The sequence below is a fragment of the Flavobacterium sp. CLA17 genome, assembly GCF_013112255.2.
Classification (GTDB): domain Bacteria; phylum Bacteroidota; class Bacteroidia; order Flavobacteriales; family Flavobacteriaceae; genus Flavobacterium; species Flavobacterium circumlabens.
The window spans coordinates 4,483,346-4,501,983 of the sequence record NZ_CP068294.1; the positions used below are offsets into that span (position 1 = coordinate 4,483,346).

The following is an 18,638-nucleotide window of genomic DNA, read 5'->3' on the forward strand; positions in this document are numbered from 1 at the left end:
AAAATTAACAAATTTTTAACATTGTGAAAATAAAAAATAATTCGTAAAATAGGCTCAAAATCAAATCAGTATCTCTATTTTAGTTTCAAACCTAGTTTACACACAATTTATTCTTCAATTGACTTTACAAGCTCAATCTGCAATTAATTCGACAGAAGTATTCCTCCATTACAGGGAATTTTAATTTCAGCTTCCTGATTTTTTTTAACTTTTAATATTTCTTTTTTTCCATTTAATTGCGCATCATCTGAATAATATTGTAAAGCTGTTCCCGAAACAATCATGGGCAGTTTTAATTTAATTTTCAGGGTTTCTTTCTGAGCATTTATACCGGCAATCCACCATTTTGTTCCTTTTCGGCGGGCAAGAATGACATATTTACCGGGATATCCTTCCAGAAAACGAACCTCATCCCATGTGGTTGGAACTTCTTTCATAAAATTAATAGCCCAAACCGGAGCATCGGTTAAATTGTTTGGTGCCAATGCAAAATGCTGCACGCCACTTTGAAAAAGCACGGCTGTAGCCAAAGCAAACACGTCAGAAGTAATTCGTTTTGAACCTTTATTGGGAATATTATCACTGTTGTAAAATTCATTCAGTGCGCTGCCGCCAAAATCCATGCTTCCTACCGTATTTCGAATAAAAGTATGTGTCGCCGCACTCTTAGCTTCATTGTCACAACTTGCCTGCCCAAAATGCAGGTTTTCACTCGCCAAAACCGCCTCGCTTGCTGCATAATTTGGATACATACGCTCCCAGCCTCTTGGCAATGTGCAGCCATGAAAAATAACCATGATACCAAAATCATTTGCATCCGTCAGAATATCTTCGTATAATTTCATTGTGACTTGTTTGTCTCCTCCAAAAAAATCTACTTTAATTCCTTTTACGCCAATACTTTTCATCCACGCCATTTCCTGACGGCGAATTGCGGCATTATCCATTATTCCTCTTGGTCCTTGAGGCGCATCGTTCCAATACCCATTTGAGTTGTACCACAAGTACAAACCAACATTTTTAGACTTTCCATATTCGGCAAGTTCAACGATTTTCTCTTTCCCAATTTGCGTATCCCAAAGGGCATCAACCAAAATGGTTTCATATCCCAAAGCTGCACTAAAATCGATGTATTGTTTTTGTATCGAAAAAGTGGTGTTGTTGTCCATTTTCATAATCCAGCTCCATGTACCTTTTGTATATTGGTATTCTTTTGAGGCTTTATATTTGGGCTGGACCAAATCAAACGGAATCGTAGTGGCTACAATTGGCGCAAGCGTTTCGCCAATCGTAATCGTTCTCCAAGGCGTTTCGCCCGGAAGCGCTATTCCAGGCGAAGTTGTTCCGTTTCCGTTGTTTTCTCCCGGCATTGGAAATCCAATCGTGTACAATCCTTTTTCACGACCGATTAATCTGCTGCCACAATAATTTCCGTCAACGCCTGTTTCAGATATTAAAACCCAGCCGTTATTATTTACTTTAAAAAGACACGGAAATGTATAGCCTTCACCAATGCCGTTTTTGCCCATTGCATCATCTAACGCATACGATGTTTCATAACTCGGCGCACTTCTGGCAAATCCTGTCATGGGTTTACTTTGTGGACAAAGAAATGTTGTGGTTCCCTGAGGCAGCATAAAACCCGAAGCTTCTTCCTCAACCACACAAGACATAATTTCCTTTTGTGGATGTATTTTATATTTGAAAGCGACGTTGTTATTGCTGACTCTGAAAATTACATCAATCGCAGGTTTGTTTTCTTTAGTGAAAGAAAAGACAGCTTCATTAGCTTCATAATACACATTACTTTGCTTGATATTAGGCAATTGATATGTTTCATCAATTTTGTTTTGATCCGGATTTTGCTTTAAAACCAATCCTGTTGAAAAATCGCCCACATTTGTTTTTAAGCCAAGTGGAGAATTTTCTAAGAATGTTTTTGCATTGTATGAAATACTATACAAAGGCATTCCGCTTGAAATCGAAACAGAAACATATAGTTTTCCATCGGGACTTTTTACGATTGTTTGTGCGTTTAATTTTAAAAAACTAAACAGACATAAACATAAAACATACTTAAAATTCATAACGCACATTTGATTCATTACTTTATTTTTATTGGTAACAGAATAGATAGTTTTATTGAATTGACACTTTCGTCATTTTTAAATCTTTAGCGTCTGAACTCGTTCCGTAAAACACTTCATATTCGCCTGTTGTTACCTTCATTCCTTTGCTTTTTACCTCATAAAATTCAAATGACGAAGGCGGTAAATCGATTGTTACATTTTGACTTTCGCCTGCTTTTAATTGAATTCGCTTAAAAGCTTTCAGTGTTTTCAAAGGACCATCGATATCGTTTATTTTTCGAACATAAATCTGAACAATTTCTGTTCCTTCACGTTTACTTATGTTTTTTATCGAAAAGTTTAATTGCGTATTTTCATTCGCTTTTATTTTTGTCTTTCCCAGATTTGCTTTTCCAATTTGGAATTTAGAGTAGCTTAAGCCAAAACCAAACGGAAATAAAACATTGGTCGTGTATCTGTAAGTACGTCCTTTCATCGAATAATCTTCAAAATCGCCTAAGATGTCTGAATTTTTATAAAATGAAACCGGCAGTTTTCCCGCGGGATTATAATCTCCAAAAAGAACATCGGCCACAGCCTGACCTCCTGATTCTCCCGGATACCAGGCTTGTAAAATGGCATCGCAGCTTGCCGTTTCAGGAGCCAGAGCAATTGCAGAACCGGAGCAGTTTACAAAAATAACTTTTTTGCCAGCTGCTTTCAATTCCTGAAGACATTTTCTTTGTACCGAAGGAAGTTCGATATTGGTTCGATCACCGCCTTTAAAACCCGGATAAGACACCGGCATTTCTTCCCCTTCCAGCAATGTCGAAAGTCCGCCGACAAAAATTACCGTATCAATGCCTTTTAATTTTTGAAGTAAAGCTGTAAAATTTATATCATGTTCTTTTCCAAAATCAAATTCAAGATTCGCCTGCCAGTTGTTAGATTGCGCATACAAAATTTCGATTTTATATTTTTTTCCTGCTTCAACTGCAAATTTAATTTTGCCTGGAAGCGTGCGCCAATTGGTATATTTTGCCAAAGATTTGCCATCGACCAATAATTCAAAAGCTCCGGTCGCACCGGTTTTAAAAACAAGTGTATCCGTTGTTTTAGCCACAAATTCTGTTTCATATTTTGCCGAAAATCCTTCTAATTTAACGCCCGAAGCAAATTCATGCTGTCCCGCCGTTGTCATTTTTATCGGATTTACAATTTGCTGTGCTGTAATACTGTTTCCTTCTCTGTTTGGATTGTTCCAATACGTGGCTTTCATTCCTTTTTTACTTTCAAACGAAAGCTGGTCAAAATAACTTTCGTTGACTTTGTCCTCGACTAAATCGCAGGCTTTGTCATACACCATTTTATTTGCCGTAACTTTTGATTCTATACCGCTTTTAATGGTGATAGTTTTAACGGGAGTTCCGTTGTAATTCCCCCATAACATCGGTTCATTATCCGCATTCGGGCCAATTACTGCTACTTTGTTTATCGCTTTATTTAAAGGCAAAATACTGTTTTTATTTTGCAAAAGCGTCATCGATTTTTGCGCCATTTCGAGCGCTAACTGTTGATGTTCCTTGCTATTCAGTACAGAAGCCGGAATTTGAGCCCACGGCACGATGGCATCATCATCCATTTCGCCCAAATCAAAACGGCCTGTTAAAACACGAAGCAGACTTTTATCAATATCAGCTTCTTTTATTAAGCCTTTCTCTACCGCTTCCGGAAGGTTTTTAAACGGATATTTCTCCCATACACATTCAACATCAGTTCCTGCCAGAACGGCTTTTGAGGCCGCATGCGTTGCATCTGACGAAACTTTATGTGTGGTGTAAAAATCAGTAACGGCACCGCAATCGGAAACTACAAGGTATTTATAACCCCATTCATCGCGCAAGATACGCTGCAATAAACGAGTATTGCTACAGCAAGGTTCATCATCCAGACGCTGATACGCACACATAACCTGACGCACATCGGCATCTTGCACCAATGCTTTGAAGGCCGGCAAATAGGTTTCGTATAATTCACGTGGATTTACATTATTTAAATTGAGTTCATGTCGGCTCCATTCGGGTCCGGAATGCACGGCATAATGTTTGGCACAGGCCAAAAGCTTGCGGTATTTGGCATCGGCCGGACCTTGAAGCCCTTTCACAACTGAAATTCCCATTCGGGAAGTTAAATACGGATCTTCTCCATACGTTTCCTGACCGCGTCCCCAACGCGGATCCCTGAAAATATTGACGTTTGGTGTCCAGACCGAAAGACTCAAAAATCGTTTGTTTTCGTTACCGCCCTGAATCCATTGATTGTATTTTGCACGGGCTTCATCAGAAACTGCATTAAAAACAGTATAGAGTAACTGATCGTCAAATGAAGCTGCCATGCCTATAGGTTCTGGAAAAACAGTAACATTGTCGTTATTCGCATACCCATGAAGAGCTTCACTCCACCAATTGAATTTTTTAATGCCGAGTCTCGGTATCGGATCGCTTTGATCACACATTAACGCCGCTTTTTCTTCAAGGGTTAATCTTGAAATTAAATCCTCTCCTCGCTCTTTTGAGCTCAAAGACGCATCCTTAAAACGGTATTGCTGAGCGTTTACACTAAAAACAGCAACTAAACTTATGATAAACAGATAACTAATTTTCATGATTTTCTGAATTATATGATGAATATTTTGCGACGTCAAACCAACTAAATATTTTTTAAAATCTAATCTGCAATATGGAAATAATCAAAGTCAACAAAACCTCCCGCATTTTTAGTGGCATAATTGAACAGGCCAAATCGATAACCCATAAAATGCGGAAGGGTATACGGGAGTTTTATTGTTTTTCCAATACTGATCCATTTTTTACCGTCTAAACTGTAAAAAAATTGGCCTTCATCTGCCTTATCTTTAAAGTTGCATTTTGCTTTGAAATAAATTTTATCCTGAGTTAACGGAATACTTTCTATTTGTGTTGGAATATCGTTCAGTGCTTCAATCATTACGATTTTCTTAGAATCTTTTTCTGCTTTTACGCCAATTAATCCGTACTCTTTTTGTAATAAAGAAAGTCCTGCAACGTCACCTTCTTTCATTTTAGAAACCTCAACCACGATAGTCCCCGTACTTTCTGGTCCAAAAGTTCTTTGTGTTAACGTATTTTTCGCCTGAATAAAACTGCTGTCGATTCTGCCAGTTTTCAATCTTAAAAAACCTTTTCTTTCTTTTACCGACCAAAGCGAATTATCCGGATTGTGGTTCCATTGCCAGACCAAAGGTAAATCGGGGTCATTCTTTTTTCGATTAAAATCATCTGAGTTTACAATTCCGGGAATCAAACTTTTGTTTGCCGGTAAATCAAGATTTTGCGGCACTTTATTATTTTCGCCTAAAATTGGCCAATCATTTTCCCATTTAACCGGAACGAAATAAGGAATGCGCCCCACACCGCCGAAATCCCTGAACAGGCAGGAAAACCATTTTCCCTCAGGTGTATCGATAAGTCCGCCCTGCGCCACACCTAAATCCTGCAACCCTACTTTTCCTTCCCACGGACCTGAAATTTGATCTGCTCTGTGTATAAGTACCGTTCGCATTCCGTCTTTTGGCCAGACAATATTAAACAGATAATATTTTCCTTTAACTTTAAAAAGCTGTGAACCTTCAGATTGCAGCATAATATTGTTTCCGCCAGGAGCGCTCGCATTTTCTATTAAGACTTTTTTTGTTTCTTCTTTTACAGCTGATAAATCTGAATTTAACTCGACAATCTGCAATTTTCCTGCGCCCCAAACCATGTAAATTTTTCCATCATCATCAAAAAAAACAGAATGATCATGATAAGAAGTATTCAAAACTGTTTGTTTCCAAGGGCCTTTTTCTATATCATTTGTCGAGAAAATATACGTTTTACCGGTTGTTCCGGAGAAAGTGCTCACATAATAAATACCGTTGTGATAATTGAGACTGCTCGCCCAGGAGCCTCTTCCGTAATCATTTCTTCCATTATCCAGATTTAGTTTATCGTTATCATTTTCTAATGTCTGATAGGCATAATTGACAATTTTCCAATTGACTAAGTCGTTAGATTTCATAATGGGAACACCGGGATTCATGTGCATTGTCGTGCTGCTCATGTAATAAATATCGTTTACCCTAATAATCGACATATCGGGAACATCGGCAAATATCACCGGATTTTGGGCTTTATTTTGTTGCGCATAATTGGTCTGGACTAATACAGCCAGCAACATCACAAATAAAAAGGCTTTACTTATTTTCATCTTTTATTGTATAATTGAATTAGAAGAAACACCTCATCACTATCTGTTTTTTAGAGATACAACTTGTTCTGTCCAGGTCGGGGGATTTATGTAAAAGGTACCGTTGGCATAATGGACAGGTTCAATTCCCATTTGCGGAAATTTTTCCCATGATTCGAATGTCTGACTGTAGGGATAGGGTCTTTTTTCATCCATAAAATAATGACATGAAGTCCATAAAGTACCGTCAGGACCTTCAAATAAAGCATTGTGTCCTGTTTCCTGATACGGATCCTGCGTATCGGTAAACTGCAGGTGATCGTAGCCTCCGCTAACCGCCAATTCCGGACGGTACCCTTTTTTTCGTGTACCGAATATAGGTTCCTGAGAAACTAATTCCCAGGGGCCGAGCGGTGACTTTGATTTCAAAAGTCCGTCCTCATAGCCACGGGTCCAGGTAGAGAAAAACATAAAATAGGTACCTTCTTTTTTAATCACATAAGGGCCTTCAATTCCGCCAATCATCCACTCCGGATAACTGGGTTGTTTTTTGCCTAAAAATTTCTCAATCGGACTGGTTAATTTTCCCGATTTTAAATCAATTTTTGCCTGAAAAAGTCCATTACCGCTGCAATACAAATAAGTGTCACCATTATCATCTTCAAATAAAGTAGAATCATTATTATACTGGTTAGTCAAAGGGCCATTAACCAGTTTGTAAGGGCCTATGATTTTATCTGCTGAAAACAGCCAGATACTATGTGTGCTCATTCCTTTCGGATCTTCTCTGGTAACTTTACCGCTATTTACCGTAAGCCAGTATTTATTTTGAATAAAATGAATTTCAGGTGCCCAGAAACGGCCATTATACGGGCAGTCCTCCGGCAATTTAGCGGCATCAATTAAATAGGAATGAAATTTCCAGTTTATTAAATCATCCGAAACTAAGAGTTTGACACCCGGGTTAGGCCCTGTCCATACAGGATTAGAAGTTCCTGTAGCATACCAATTGTCACCTACTTTGCTGATCATATAATCCCGCATAGAAAGTATGGAATCTCTCGTTATGGGATTGGTATATTTAAATACTTTTTCGACGTTATTGGTTTTCAATCCTTTGGTCATGTCTTTTTTTTGCGCAAATGAAACAGCGCAAAAAATCATAAACAATGTAATAAACTGGTTTCGCATATTATTATTTTTAATCGTTTACAATTCTTAATTGATAAAACATGGGGCTGTTGATCAGGTTTTTGGCTATTATTTTAATATTTACTACTTCCATTTTATTTATATTTAACCGGATTACTTTGTTTTCTGCCGCAACTATCTGAGCGGGTTTTTCATTTATAAGAATTGAAATGTTATCCATTTTAAGCTCTTCTAAAACCGTTATATCCAAAAAATTACCCAACTTGTTTTTATTTAATAACTGGTACGAAATATATGAACTCGTATTTCTCCAGAACTTCCCGTCCTCATAGCCAAAATTACTTTTCTCGCCTTTATAGAGATGATCTGCTTCCGACTGCTGTTCCCCACAATTAATCTTGTCTATTGTTTTCGCTTCAAGAGCCCTTGCCTCAATTTCCTGCCGGATCAGTAAATCATGTTTTTCTTTGAACTGCTCTTTGGAATAGTTCTGAAAATACATCTGATAACGTGTGTCATGTACTTCAAAAAAAGGTTCTAACTCTAATGAATCCAGACGAAAATGCAGGTTGCCTAATTCCTTAAGTCTTGAGAGATAATCTGCCTTTTCCCCTATAAATGTGTAAGCCTGATCCAGGGGATAATATTTACCGGCTGCGATATGTCCCATACGGCTGTCATCGGCAAATAATCCGTCTAAATCTTTATTGGATGTTTTCGCAGCCAATACAATAGGCCCGTTTACAAAAGCACTCCAGTTGGAACCGTCTGGCAAATTTTCCAGATGTGTCGAAGTTTTAAATGTAACCCTGATCTGATCTCCGGATTTCCATTTTCTATTGAGCATTATATAACTGGATGGCTTTGCTTCTGTTTTTTGAATTTTTCCATTAATTGAAATTTCAAAATTTTCTGCCCATTCCGGGCAGCGGATATTCATCGAAAATGTCTCGCTTTTCTTTAATTTCAAAACAAGATCTGTACTATTTTGATAGGGAAATTTTGTGCTTTGTTCGATGTAAATATTCTTTTCTTTCCAATCTAAAACAGACGGAATAAAAAGATTTACAAAAACATCATTTTCCGCATGGCTGTAAATTAATTCTCCATATTTAGAATGATTTTCAAGCCCTGACCCCACACAACACCACATGCTTGTTTCGGGCTTGGAATAAACGCGATAATGATTGGGTCTGATGGGCGTAAAATAAACAAAACCGCCTTTTCCAGGATGCTGGCTCGAAAGAATATGATTGTAAAGCGTGCGCTCATAAAAATCAAGGTAACTTACCTTGTTTTTATCCAAAAATAAAGCTTTGCTCAAACGCTCCATGTTATAAGAATTACACGTTTCCGGTCCCTGATTTGATTTTAACATACCGCTAAAATCCTCGGTTGGATTAAAATGCTCGGCAAAACTGTTTCCACCAAAAGCTACGCTTCGCTTCTGAGTAACATTTTCCCAGAAAAACTGTGCAGCATCTGTCATGTCTTTGTTTCCGGAAAGTACGCCAATTTTCTCAAAACCAATCACTTTTGGTATTTGGGTATTGGCATGCAATCCTGTTAGTTTATCTTCTTTTTTCTCCAGCGGATTTAATATGGCTAAGTGAGAAACTTTTTCGGCAGTTTCCAGATATTTTTTGTCCTTGGTGATAATGTATAAATCGGCAAAAGATTCGCTTATTCCACCGTGTTCGGTTTTTAATATATTTTGAATCTGCTCATCAGAAAGCGGACGAATTAATTCGATAAACCAATCGCCTAGTTTTATTAAAACCTCTTTTGCTTTTTCATTTCCTGTGTAATGATATGTATCGGTTAAACCGGCAAAAAGCTTGTGAATATTGTACAGCGGAACCCAGGTATTGTTTAATCCAAAATTGCTTCCGTCAATGTCTCCGTTATGAATTCGGTCCCAAAAAACTTTTCCCTGCGGAATTCCTCCCACATAACCATTACCGTTTTTTTGCTGACATTTCTCCAATTCCGAAATCATATAATCCAATCGGTTTTTAACTTCCATATTTCCTGTCGAAGCATACATCATAGCCAAAGCAGAAAGATAATGTCCGGCAATGTGCCCGTCAAGTCCTATGCTTTCCCAATTGCCGTAACGTTCTGCTTTTACGGGTATTCCAGACGTGATGAGATACGGCGCTAAAAGCCGGTCTGGATTGAGTTCTAAAATATACTTGAGATCTACATCCTGAGCATTTTTAAAAGGGCCTTCTTTTAGTCTTACCTCTTTTAAATCAAACAATTGCATTTGAGCTTCTGCCACATGGGACAGTAACAGTGTACAAAAACAAAATATAAAGCTGTATTTCATTCTAATTTTTTTTTAATCTTTTAGATATTTTTCCTTTTTCTTAATAACAGATTGACCCTATTTATTTTTTAAAACAAGAATAAGACTAAAGAATACTATTCTTAAAACTAGAAAATGAACTAGTTCTATCGGTTGTTTGTTAAAAGTGTAAAAATAACACTTTTTAAAACGTGAAAAATAATTCTTCAATAAAAAAGCTATATTTTTATCATTTATGTTTTTAAATCAAATATTTTCAAGAAAACAACTCAAAATAAAAAGAAATCATTTATATATTACATTTTAATTCAAATACCAGGCAAATAAAATTTTGCTTCCTGCGCAGATAATGAAAATCCGAAAACCTACGATAATTTAATATCGCAGGGTAAATATTCTTGTAGTCCAGCTCTAAAGCCACCATTATTTTAGGAGGCTTTGCAACTCTTTTCTTATCCTGTTATCCTGAATTCTAATCTTATTTTTTTACAAATTTTCTACTTATTTTAGATTTATCGTTTGTTCCATTAATAAAATAAACTCCTGCAGGCAGTGATTCTATTTTTATTCTGGTATTACCGTTTTTCAAAGTCCCTGAATTCACTAAAGTGCCCTGAACATTAAAAATTTTATAATCAAAATCAGCAGTCATCTTATCAACAAAAATTTCCTCCACCGCAGGATTTGGATATAATGTGAAACTAGCTTCATTCAATTCATTTTGAACAATGCCTAATGTGGTAAACTCCAACGGAAGCACAGTCGCATTATATCCGCTTTTTTCACTTAAGTAAAAATTAAATGATGAAATTAAAGGTTCACTTCCTGCAGTTACAGGATAAAATGCAGTAACATTATTTACTGTCTTCAATGTATAACTTCCTGCAGGCGCTTTAACCCCAATGTAAACCGGATTCATTTGATCAACTGTTAAGGCTTTTGGTGTTGAAACATTTCCTGTACCACTAAAAACAAATGTACCGGAACCACTCAGTAAAACAGGTGTATTTGCCGGAATTACACCTTCAATTTTATTACAGATTATTTTAGCAGAGGAAGGTTGTAGCGTGTACGCTATTACCCCTTGAGGTATACTGGCTTCATATGGAAGAACCAGAACATCATTACCTGCAATAGTTTTGGTAAAAGACGCCGCTAAAGCTGAAAAACCGAAAGGAACATTAAAATCTCCTCCCTGATCCATAAGTTTTAGATTGTTACACGTTGTTCCTGATATTACATTGTTAGCAGTATTATTATCAGCCACATAAAAAATACTGTTTTTATTTACTGATTTGGCATGCCAATCGGGAGAGGAACTGATACCGGTGGCGTTTCTAAAATCTAATGATACATAGTTGGGGCTTTGCAGTGCGTCCATCAAAAGGCTATCATCATCTGAATATATTCCTCCAAATTCGGCTGCTTTTTCATCGGCAATATTAAAATATACATCACCCAAATTTAAAGTAAGTACCGAACTGTAATTTGAATTTCGCAAACCAATAATTCCGGTACATCCATCTGTAAGAACGGATTTAGAAATATCAAATGTCAAATCAAATTCGACCCCGGTTGGGAAATTAAATTTTCCATAATTTTTAGATTTTACTTCGCCATTGTCATTGATATAATATAGTGTTGTATTATCAGTATTGGCTTGATTTGCAGTAGTAAAACTTTTAACATGCAGTATAAATTTATTGTAACGGTTGTCTAATTTCAAATATCCGTTAGAACCGTCCATATTGGTACTTATCAGAGGATTTGCGTTTGCAAATGTCACTGTTTTACCGCTCATCTGATGGGTTGTTCCAAATGCAGGACTTGTAACAGGCTGATTTTCAATTTTAGCATAATGCACTTCTTTACTGGTCATTTGTGAAGGCACTCTTTCCTTACTTTTTTCAAATATTAAAGTAATAAAACTGGAAGGGTTAATACTCACTACCGGACGAAATGTTTCTGCGAAACCTATTGCAGTACTTTGTATATCAATACTTTGGCTAGTAATGGTTTTAGTCCCTTTTACAGAATAAAATGGCAAATCTACAGTAAGATTATAGTTGTTTTGTGATGGATTAATTATAGTAAGAACAATTTTATCACCTGCATCATTTATGTATGAGGAACCTTTAAGCTGTGCAGTGGCATCACTCCACGTTGATTCTACACGTGTTGTACCTGTAGTGAATTTTGCATATTGCGAAAGTATATGCCCTCTTTTTGTCATTTCTCCGGATACCGTTCCGTTTGTTCCATCACCCATTAATGCGTAATATCGCTTAGTGGCATAATGAATCCAGGCATTGACATTTCCTAACATGGCATCATTTACACTGTTTGCGAAACTAAAAGCATCAATTCCCCAGTTAAAATCACGAACCGTGCCTCCGGAATTCCAGTTAATAAGGTATTCTGTCATCCAGATCTCCTTGTTATAATTCTGGAATTGTTTGTATTTAGACTGAATACCACCATACTGATGAACTCCGTAAACTTCAAAATTCTGCATGACATCAGTATCCAGAAAAGCATTTGAAAAAGTATCTGAATAGCCAACACTTTCAGGCGCAATAACCTTACAATTAATAAGATGACCGTAATTTTTAACAAATGTAGCTATTTGTACAGGTGTCCATATACAGCCTTGATAAGTCGCTTTTTCATCAGGTTCATTTTGAATTGAAATATAATCGAGTTCTACTCCATTATCATGAAGATAAGTTACATAACGATTAAGATACAAAGCATAATCTTCATAATGTTCTTCTTTCAGGTAGCCAATTTGCTGAACTCCATTTTCATCTGTGTAAACTGCAACTTCACTGTTGTTCGTTTTCCATTCTGCAGGCATTGTCCAGGGCTTGCAAAAATCTTTAATTCCAAATCATTTTTGGCTAATTTTGCAGTTTCAAGCGTTGAGGACCAGTTAATCTCTCCCGGAATGTAAAGACGCATAATGTTATAACCGCCTTCACTGTTTGTTCCCCACATTTTTTTGATTTCGTCAGTAGACATGTAATTATAACCAAACTGGGGACTGCATACAAAACCTCCAAAACCAGTAACTTTTTGATATGTCTTATTTTTATCAATTTGTACTTTCGCATTTTGTGCACTTAACTGAGCAGATGACACAAATAAAACTGCAAACAATATTGAACTTAATTGGTATAATTTTTTCATATTCTTTCCTATTGTTAGTTAGTAAAATTTAATCAATTAAAAAATTTAGAATTTATTCTGGTGAAATAATATTACTCTCAGGCGGACCGAGATAAGACGGTTTTAATCCTCCCGTATTGATTACAATTTTCTCCAGCACAATTCCAGGATCTAAAACACGAAAGCGTAAAATATGTTTTCCGGGTTTCGAAATGGTATGTTTAGTGTTCGAATGAATTAAATGTTCGGCCTGCCATTTTCCTAATTCACCACGGTAATGTCCGTTAAAATTTATTATTTGCGGTTTTTCTCCATCAAAAGAAACTTCATAACGAAGGCCTTTGTTGCTGTTAAAATTAAGTGTAGGAGCCAAAAGCAGTTCTACATTAAATTCTCCGGTTGAAGCAAAATCAATTTCATATTCCACAAAAACATTCTCGTTTTTGTCCGGATATTTATTCTGCGGAAAAGTAGTAATCCCGCTTTTTGTTTTTCCAAAATCAGGAATCACTTCCCAGTGAATAGTATTTGAATTATTTACTTTAGAAAAATGTTCTGCTTCGATGGAAACATAACCGTCTTTTTCTGCGAATACTTTTCTTTTAATCTGCTCTTTTTCTGCAACATAACTGATTTCAGGCAAAATGTTTTTCGGAGTATCGTGCCATGCCTTATATCCAATTCGCATCTGATCCATAATATGTGTCCATTTTCCTCCAGAAATTTCATTGTTGTATTTGTTTTGAAGCACAGAATCTCTGGCAAAATTGGTTTTCACCTGATCTGCAAAAGCATTAGCAAGAGTGTTTTTCTCTGCCGCCAGTTTTCTGTTATTGGCTTGTGCAAAATACATTTCATAAAGATTGCTGCAGGCATCTATAGGATACAAAACCAATTGAAAATAAGCATCCTGATATTCTTTTGGAATATCATCGTAAATTCGATACGCATCAAGTGCCAGATTTTTATACTCATTGACAACCGTCTGAAATTCATTGTAATTCTCCAGACTGTAGGTTTCGCTGTCCAGCATTTCGGGCGTCACTCTTCTGTTGAATTTTGGATAGGTGTTTAATAATCTTGCGATTTTTTTGGCATGTTTTGTTCCGAATTGATCAGCCGCCCATTTTTCTGTAAATTCAAAAAGATTCTGAGAATTGAACTTTTTAGGATTCCACGCCATTTCTAAAAAGAAACTAATTGGAAATTCCATCGGTTTAAGATCTCCAACATTTACAATCCAGATCTTATCAACGCCATGTTCGTAGCTCAGATTCATCTGTTCCCAAACTCTTTGTATCGGACTAATATTGATCCATTTCGAATTTCTTGGCCCTCCCACATAATCAAAATGATAATACATACCGTAACCCCCTTTGTGCAAAGGTTTTGTGAGGTCTGGAAGCTTGCGCACATTTCCCCAATTGTCATCACAGAAAAGCAAAATTACATCATCGGGAACACGCATTCCCTGATCATAATAATCCTGAACTTCTTTATACAGAGCCCAAACCTGAGGTGTTTTTCCGGCTTTTTTTTGTGTAACGTCAGCAATAATTTTTCGTTGTTCTTTTACTATATTTTCCAGCAAAGCGATGTTGGTTCCTTCGCTCATGGCTTCATCGCCGTCGCCGCGCATTCCTACCGTTACCATCTTTTCCCAATTTTTGCTGCGCTCTATTCCGCCTTTCCAGAATTCATCGAGAACGGTTTTATTTTTAGCATAATCCCAAACATTCGGGAGATTATTTTTTTTAATATACCGATGCCAGTCTGTTTGCGCCAAAGCCATTGGTTCGTGATGCGATGTACCAATGACAATTCCCATTTCATTGGCAAGAGGTCCGCTGGCGGAATCATCATCATAAAATGCATTTCCCCACATCGCCGGCCAGATGTAATTGGCTTTTAACCTAAGCAGTAATTCAAAGACTTTTTCGTAAAACTTACTGTTAAAGCCACCAAATGTTGCTTTCGACCAGCCACTTAATGCAGGTGCTTCATCGTTGATGAAAATTCCCCTGTATTTTACTGCAGGTTCGCCATCGCTATAAATTCCTTTTACAAAATAAAGATTCTCTTTTTTATCGACAGGCACATCAGCCCAATAATACCAAGGTGAAACACCTATTTGCTTCGATAATTCGTAAATGCCGTAAATCGTCCCGCGTTTGTCGCTTCCGGCAATTACAATGGCATCTTCTACTCCGCTAAATGGATTTTTAATGTTTTGAATACTAAATTTTTCATTTTTGCCTTTGAGCTGTTTTCCGTCGATTTTATTCGCTTTAATTAAATGATCAATAACAGAATTGGTTCCGACTGTTCCAATAATAATTAATGGTGATGAAGCATTTGGTTTCTGATTTAAGATTGATGGTTTTTCTCCCGTAACTTTCTCAAAATCAAATTGTAAATTAGTTATAGCGCGAAAAACACCTGCATCAGATCCGTTGCTAACAAGGAAAGACAACTGTGAAGATTTCTCTTTCAGTACAATAACGTTGTCCGCTTTTTGAGTTGTAATAAACGACTGCGCTTTTAAAAAAGTACAACTAAAAACGATAAGAAGTGTGAAGATATATTTTGAAAATGTATTCATGAACTTTATTTATTATACGATTCAATTAGTATTTTTTTCTTGAAATTATCGTTTTTAATTTGAAGATATTGTGTGACGTAGTAAGTCTCACAAAATAGTATAACATGCAAAATTTGACGGATCGACAGGCTTAAATAAAAACTGCGAAAACATATACAAACCATTTTTCCAGACCTTAAAATCATGCACTCCGGGTTCGATATAATAGATGTGCGGAACATCATTTTTATATAAATAATCGTGCGTTCTCTTACTATTTTCGATAAGCCAGTCTTTATCTCCACACGAAATCCAAAGTAATTTTAATTTCTTTTTTGCTGTTTCCGGATCAGGAAGTAATTCTTCCGGTATTTTAGTATTTGGAGCCGCTGAGAAAGCACCAACCCAGGCAAATTTATCTAAATTCCCTAATCCGAAATTTAACGATTGCCCGCCTCCCATTGACAATCCGGCGATGGCGCGGTGTTCTCTGTCTTTCAGAACCGGGTATTTTTTTTCGATAAACGGAATCAGGTCGTTTAATAAATCTTTTTCGAAAGCAGCAAAAGCCTGCACTTTATCGGGTGCCATTATGTTCCCGGCTGCACTGTCAGCTTTCATTGCCCTTCCGTTTGGCATGACCACAATCATAGGTTCAATTTTTCCTTCTGCGAAAAGATTATCTAATATAATCTGTGGATTTGCTCCGTTTAGCCATTCTTTTTCATCGCCGCCTATTCCGTGTAAAAGATACAATACAGGATATCTTTTCTTTTTAGTGAATCCCGCAGGTGTATAAACCGTTGCTTTTCTTGCAGAACCAACCGTTTTAGATTCATAACTGATCGTTTCTATTTTTCCTGCCGGAATAGTAACGTTTAGCTGATCAAAACCAAGGGGAGCCTGAACTATAAAAGGCGTTTTTCCGTCAAAGAATTTATATCCCAATAACGAAAGCATTTTATCGGCATAACGGCGTCCTAATTCTCTGTAACCTGCGGCATTAAAATGTAAAAAATCAGGTTCAGCTGTGCATCCTTTCGATGAAATAACATAAGAATTGGGAATCGTTTTTGGCAGTGTCGCAATAATTTTATTCATGCTTCCGCATTTACCGTTCTGGTCTTCGTTTACGGTTTCTCCCGATAGCAACGGCACTTTTTTCGGATCCAGATTTAAATCTTTCATTAAATTATCGTAGACAATTTTGACCTTTTTTGTCCAAAGTGTATCTCCTGTATTCGATTCTCCCTGGTGCAGTAAAATGCCTTTAATGACGCCTTTTTTCTGTGCTATTCTAGCCAGCTCCACCAGTCTTTCATAAGGATTTCCTTCGTATTCCTTAAGAATTACTTTCATCCAGTCTGGCGCTGTTGCTACATATTCTGCTACTTTATTTTTATCAAAAAGTTCAATTTTACAGCCTCCAACCGCTACATTGATAACGCCTACTTTCACATTTTCAGGGAGATTGGACACCAGATTTCTACCAAAATAATCAACCGGTGTTAGTCCCGTATTACAACGACACAATGGCGGGATGGCGGTATACCAATTTCCTTTTTCCCGTTTAAGATCAGGGCAATTGACTGCCTGTAAAACCTGAAAACGATCATCGACGCCCACTTTATCCTGTGTTTCTATTTTGGCATATCCTGCCATATTGGACTGACCAAAACTCAGATAAACATGAAAATCAGGATCTTGAGAATATCCTTTTTGGACTATTGAAAAAAGAACTACAAATGCGCAAAACCTAATTATTGATTTCATTATTGATCTGTTTTTTATTATCAAAAAATAATTTAAATCTGGGATTGAAATTGGTAAAGAATTGAAAGAAAAGCAATTATTTAAATAAATCGAGGTTGATTGCTTCTCCCATTTTAACATAACCTGCTTCGTTTGGATGTAAAAAATCACCGTCGTGCAGGTTAGATAAAATTGTTTTGGAACCTTCTTCTGAAACCATTTCTTTATCAAAATCAATCACGGCATCAAAGGCTTTACTATTTCGAATCCAGGCATTTACAATATCACGAGCTTCTTGTTTGTATGGAGCATCATAAAATGATTTGGCAAATGGCAAAATGGTACAGCCGTAGACTTTAATTCCTTTTGCATGCGCTTTGTTAATCATGACTTTATACGCTTCAATAAGTTCCTGCGCTTTTATTGGTGCATCTTCGGGATTTTTAATTCCTCCAATATCGTTTATGCCTTCCAGAAGTATCAGCCATTTTACCCCTTTTTGGGAGAGTACATCTCTGTTAAAACGATTTAAAGCCGTAGGACCTAATCCGCCTTTAACGACACAATTCCCTCCAATACCCAAATTCAAAACACCTGTTTTTTCTGTTTTTTTATTAGCCGATAATCGTGCCGATAAAATATCTGTCCAGCGATTTTGTTTGTTGGTTCCTGAGCCACGGCCGTCTGTAATGGAATTTCCCAAACAAACGATATTCGCACCCCATTTATCAGCCACAACATTCAATCCCATAATGGAGTACCAATGATCTGTTTTTATGGCACCATCAAAAGCTGCATTTTGAATTTGATCCCCTTCAAGAATATAAGAAGTGGTGCGTGAACCGGGATGTCCCGATATTTTTTGGGATGTATTTCCGTAATGAATAGTAATCGCTAAAAGCTGTCCGGATTGTAATTCAAAATCAAAAGCATCTGAAAAAACTTCTTGTTCGTGATTTATGGTGATGCCGGGTTTTCCATTAAAACTAAGTTCTTTTTGTGTTTTAAGATCAACAATCGGCGCATTGACAACATTGGCCACGCTAACCGATTTTAAAACCGTTGACTGATCGCTGAAAATATTAGAAAAACGCAATCTCATACGTTTTCCGCCAATTGAAACCCTGATAATTTGTCGAAGTGTATTTTCTGAAAGTCCCGGAGCGGGCGGCATATTGTTGGGTTCGACCAGCATTTGCGCGCAGGCCCAGGTACCGACCCAATTCTCCGTTTTTGATTTGTCCTGCGCCATTACCAGCGACTGATTGGACTGACAACCCAAAACCAAAAAGAAGAGTTGTACAAACAACAACCATTTAAAATGTTCCTTTTTCATATT

10 protein-coding genes are annotated in these 18,638 nt (G+C 37.0%); all 10 read right to left on the minus strand.

Features of this window, described 5'->3' with window-relative positions; translation table 11 throughout:
• Positions 1 to 143: 143 nt before the first annotated feature.
• Positions 144 to 2,087 carry a glycoside hydrolase family 97 protein gene (locus HAV12_RS18455; protein WP_171571722.1) on the minus strand — a complete coding sequence of 648 codons (1,944 nt, stop codon included), beginning with the start codon at positions 2,085 to 2,087 and terminating at the stop codon, positions 144 to 146.
• A gap of 52 nt (positions 2,088 to 2,139) precedes the next feature.
• Positions 2,140 to 4,734, minus strand: coding sequence for a xylan 1,4-beta-xylosidase (xyl3A, locus tag HAV12_RS18460; RefSeq protein WP_171570946.1), 2,595 nt, complete (start codon positions 4,732 to 4,734; stop codon positions 2,140 to 2,142).
• Between the two features lie 62 nt (positions 4,735 to 4,796).
• Positions 4,797 to 6,356, minus strand: a complete 1,560-nt coding sequence (locus tag HAV12_RS18465) for a glycoside hydrolase 43 family protein (protein ID WP_171570947.1) — start codon at positions 6,354 to 6,356, stop codon at positions 4,797 to 4,799.
• A gap of 39 nt (positions 6,357 to 6,395) precedes the next feature.
• Entirely contained in the window at positions 6,396 to 7,526 is a 1,131-nt protein-coding gene (locus tag HAV12_RS18470; RefSeq protein ID WP_171570948.1) for a glycoside hydrolase family 43 protein, read from the minus strand.
• 10 nt (positions 7,527 to 7,536) lie between these two features.
• On the minus strand, positions 7,537 to 9,819 hold the full coding sequence (locus HAV12_RS18475) for a glycoside hydrolase family 127 protein (RefSeq protein ID WP_171570949.1): 2,283 nt from the start codon (positions 9,817 to 9,819) through the stop codon (positions 7,537 to 7,539).
• Positions 9,820 to 10,276: 457 nt separating this feature from the next.
• Entirely contained in the window at positions 10,277 to 12,655 is a 2,379-nt protein-coding gene (locus tag HAV12_RS18480; protein WP_240345188.1) for a T9SS type A sorting domain-containing protein, read from the minus strand.
• Positions 12,574 to 12,987: a hypothetical protein gene (locus HAV12_RS22950; protein ID WP_240345189.1), complete on the minus strand. Its 414-nt coding sequence runs from the start codon at positions 12,985 to 12,987 to the stop codon at positions 12,574 to 12,576. Before HAV12_RS22950 ends, HAV12_RS18480 begins: the two co-directional genes overlap by 82 nt.
• Before the next feature lie 52 nt (positions 12,988 to 13,039).
• Positions 13,040 to 15,568: a glycosyl hydrolase 115 family protein gene (locus tag HAV12_RS18485; RefSeq protein ID WP_171570950.1), complete on the minus strand. Its 2,529-nt coding sequence runs from the start codon at positions 15,566 to 15,568 to the stop codon at positions 13,040 to 13,042.
• Positions 15,569 to 15,655: 87 nt separating this feature from the next.
• Entirely contained in the window at positions 15,656 to 17,320 is a 1,665-nt protein-coding gene (locus HAV12_RS18490; protein ID WP_197984817.1) for a sialate O-acetylesterase, read from the minus strand.
• 76 nt (positions 17,321 to 17,396) lie between these two features.
• Positions 17,397 to 18,635 (minus strand): SGNH/GDSL hydrolase family protein, encoded by a 1,239-nt coding sequence (locus HAV12_RS18495; RefSeq protein ID WP_171570951.1) that lies wholly within the window; start codon positions 18,633 to 18,635, stop codon positions 17,397 to 17,399.
• Positions 18,636 to 18,638 lie beyond the last annotated feature (3 nt).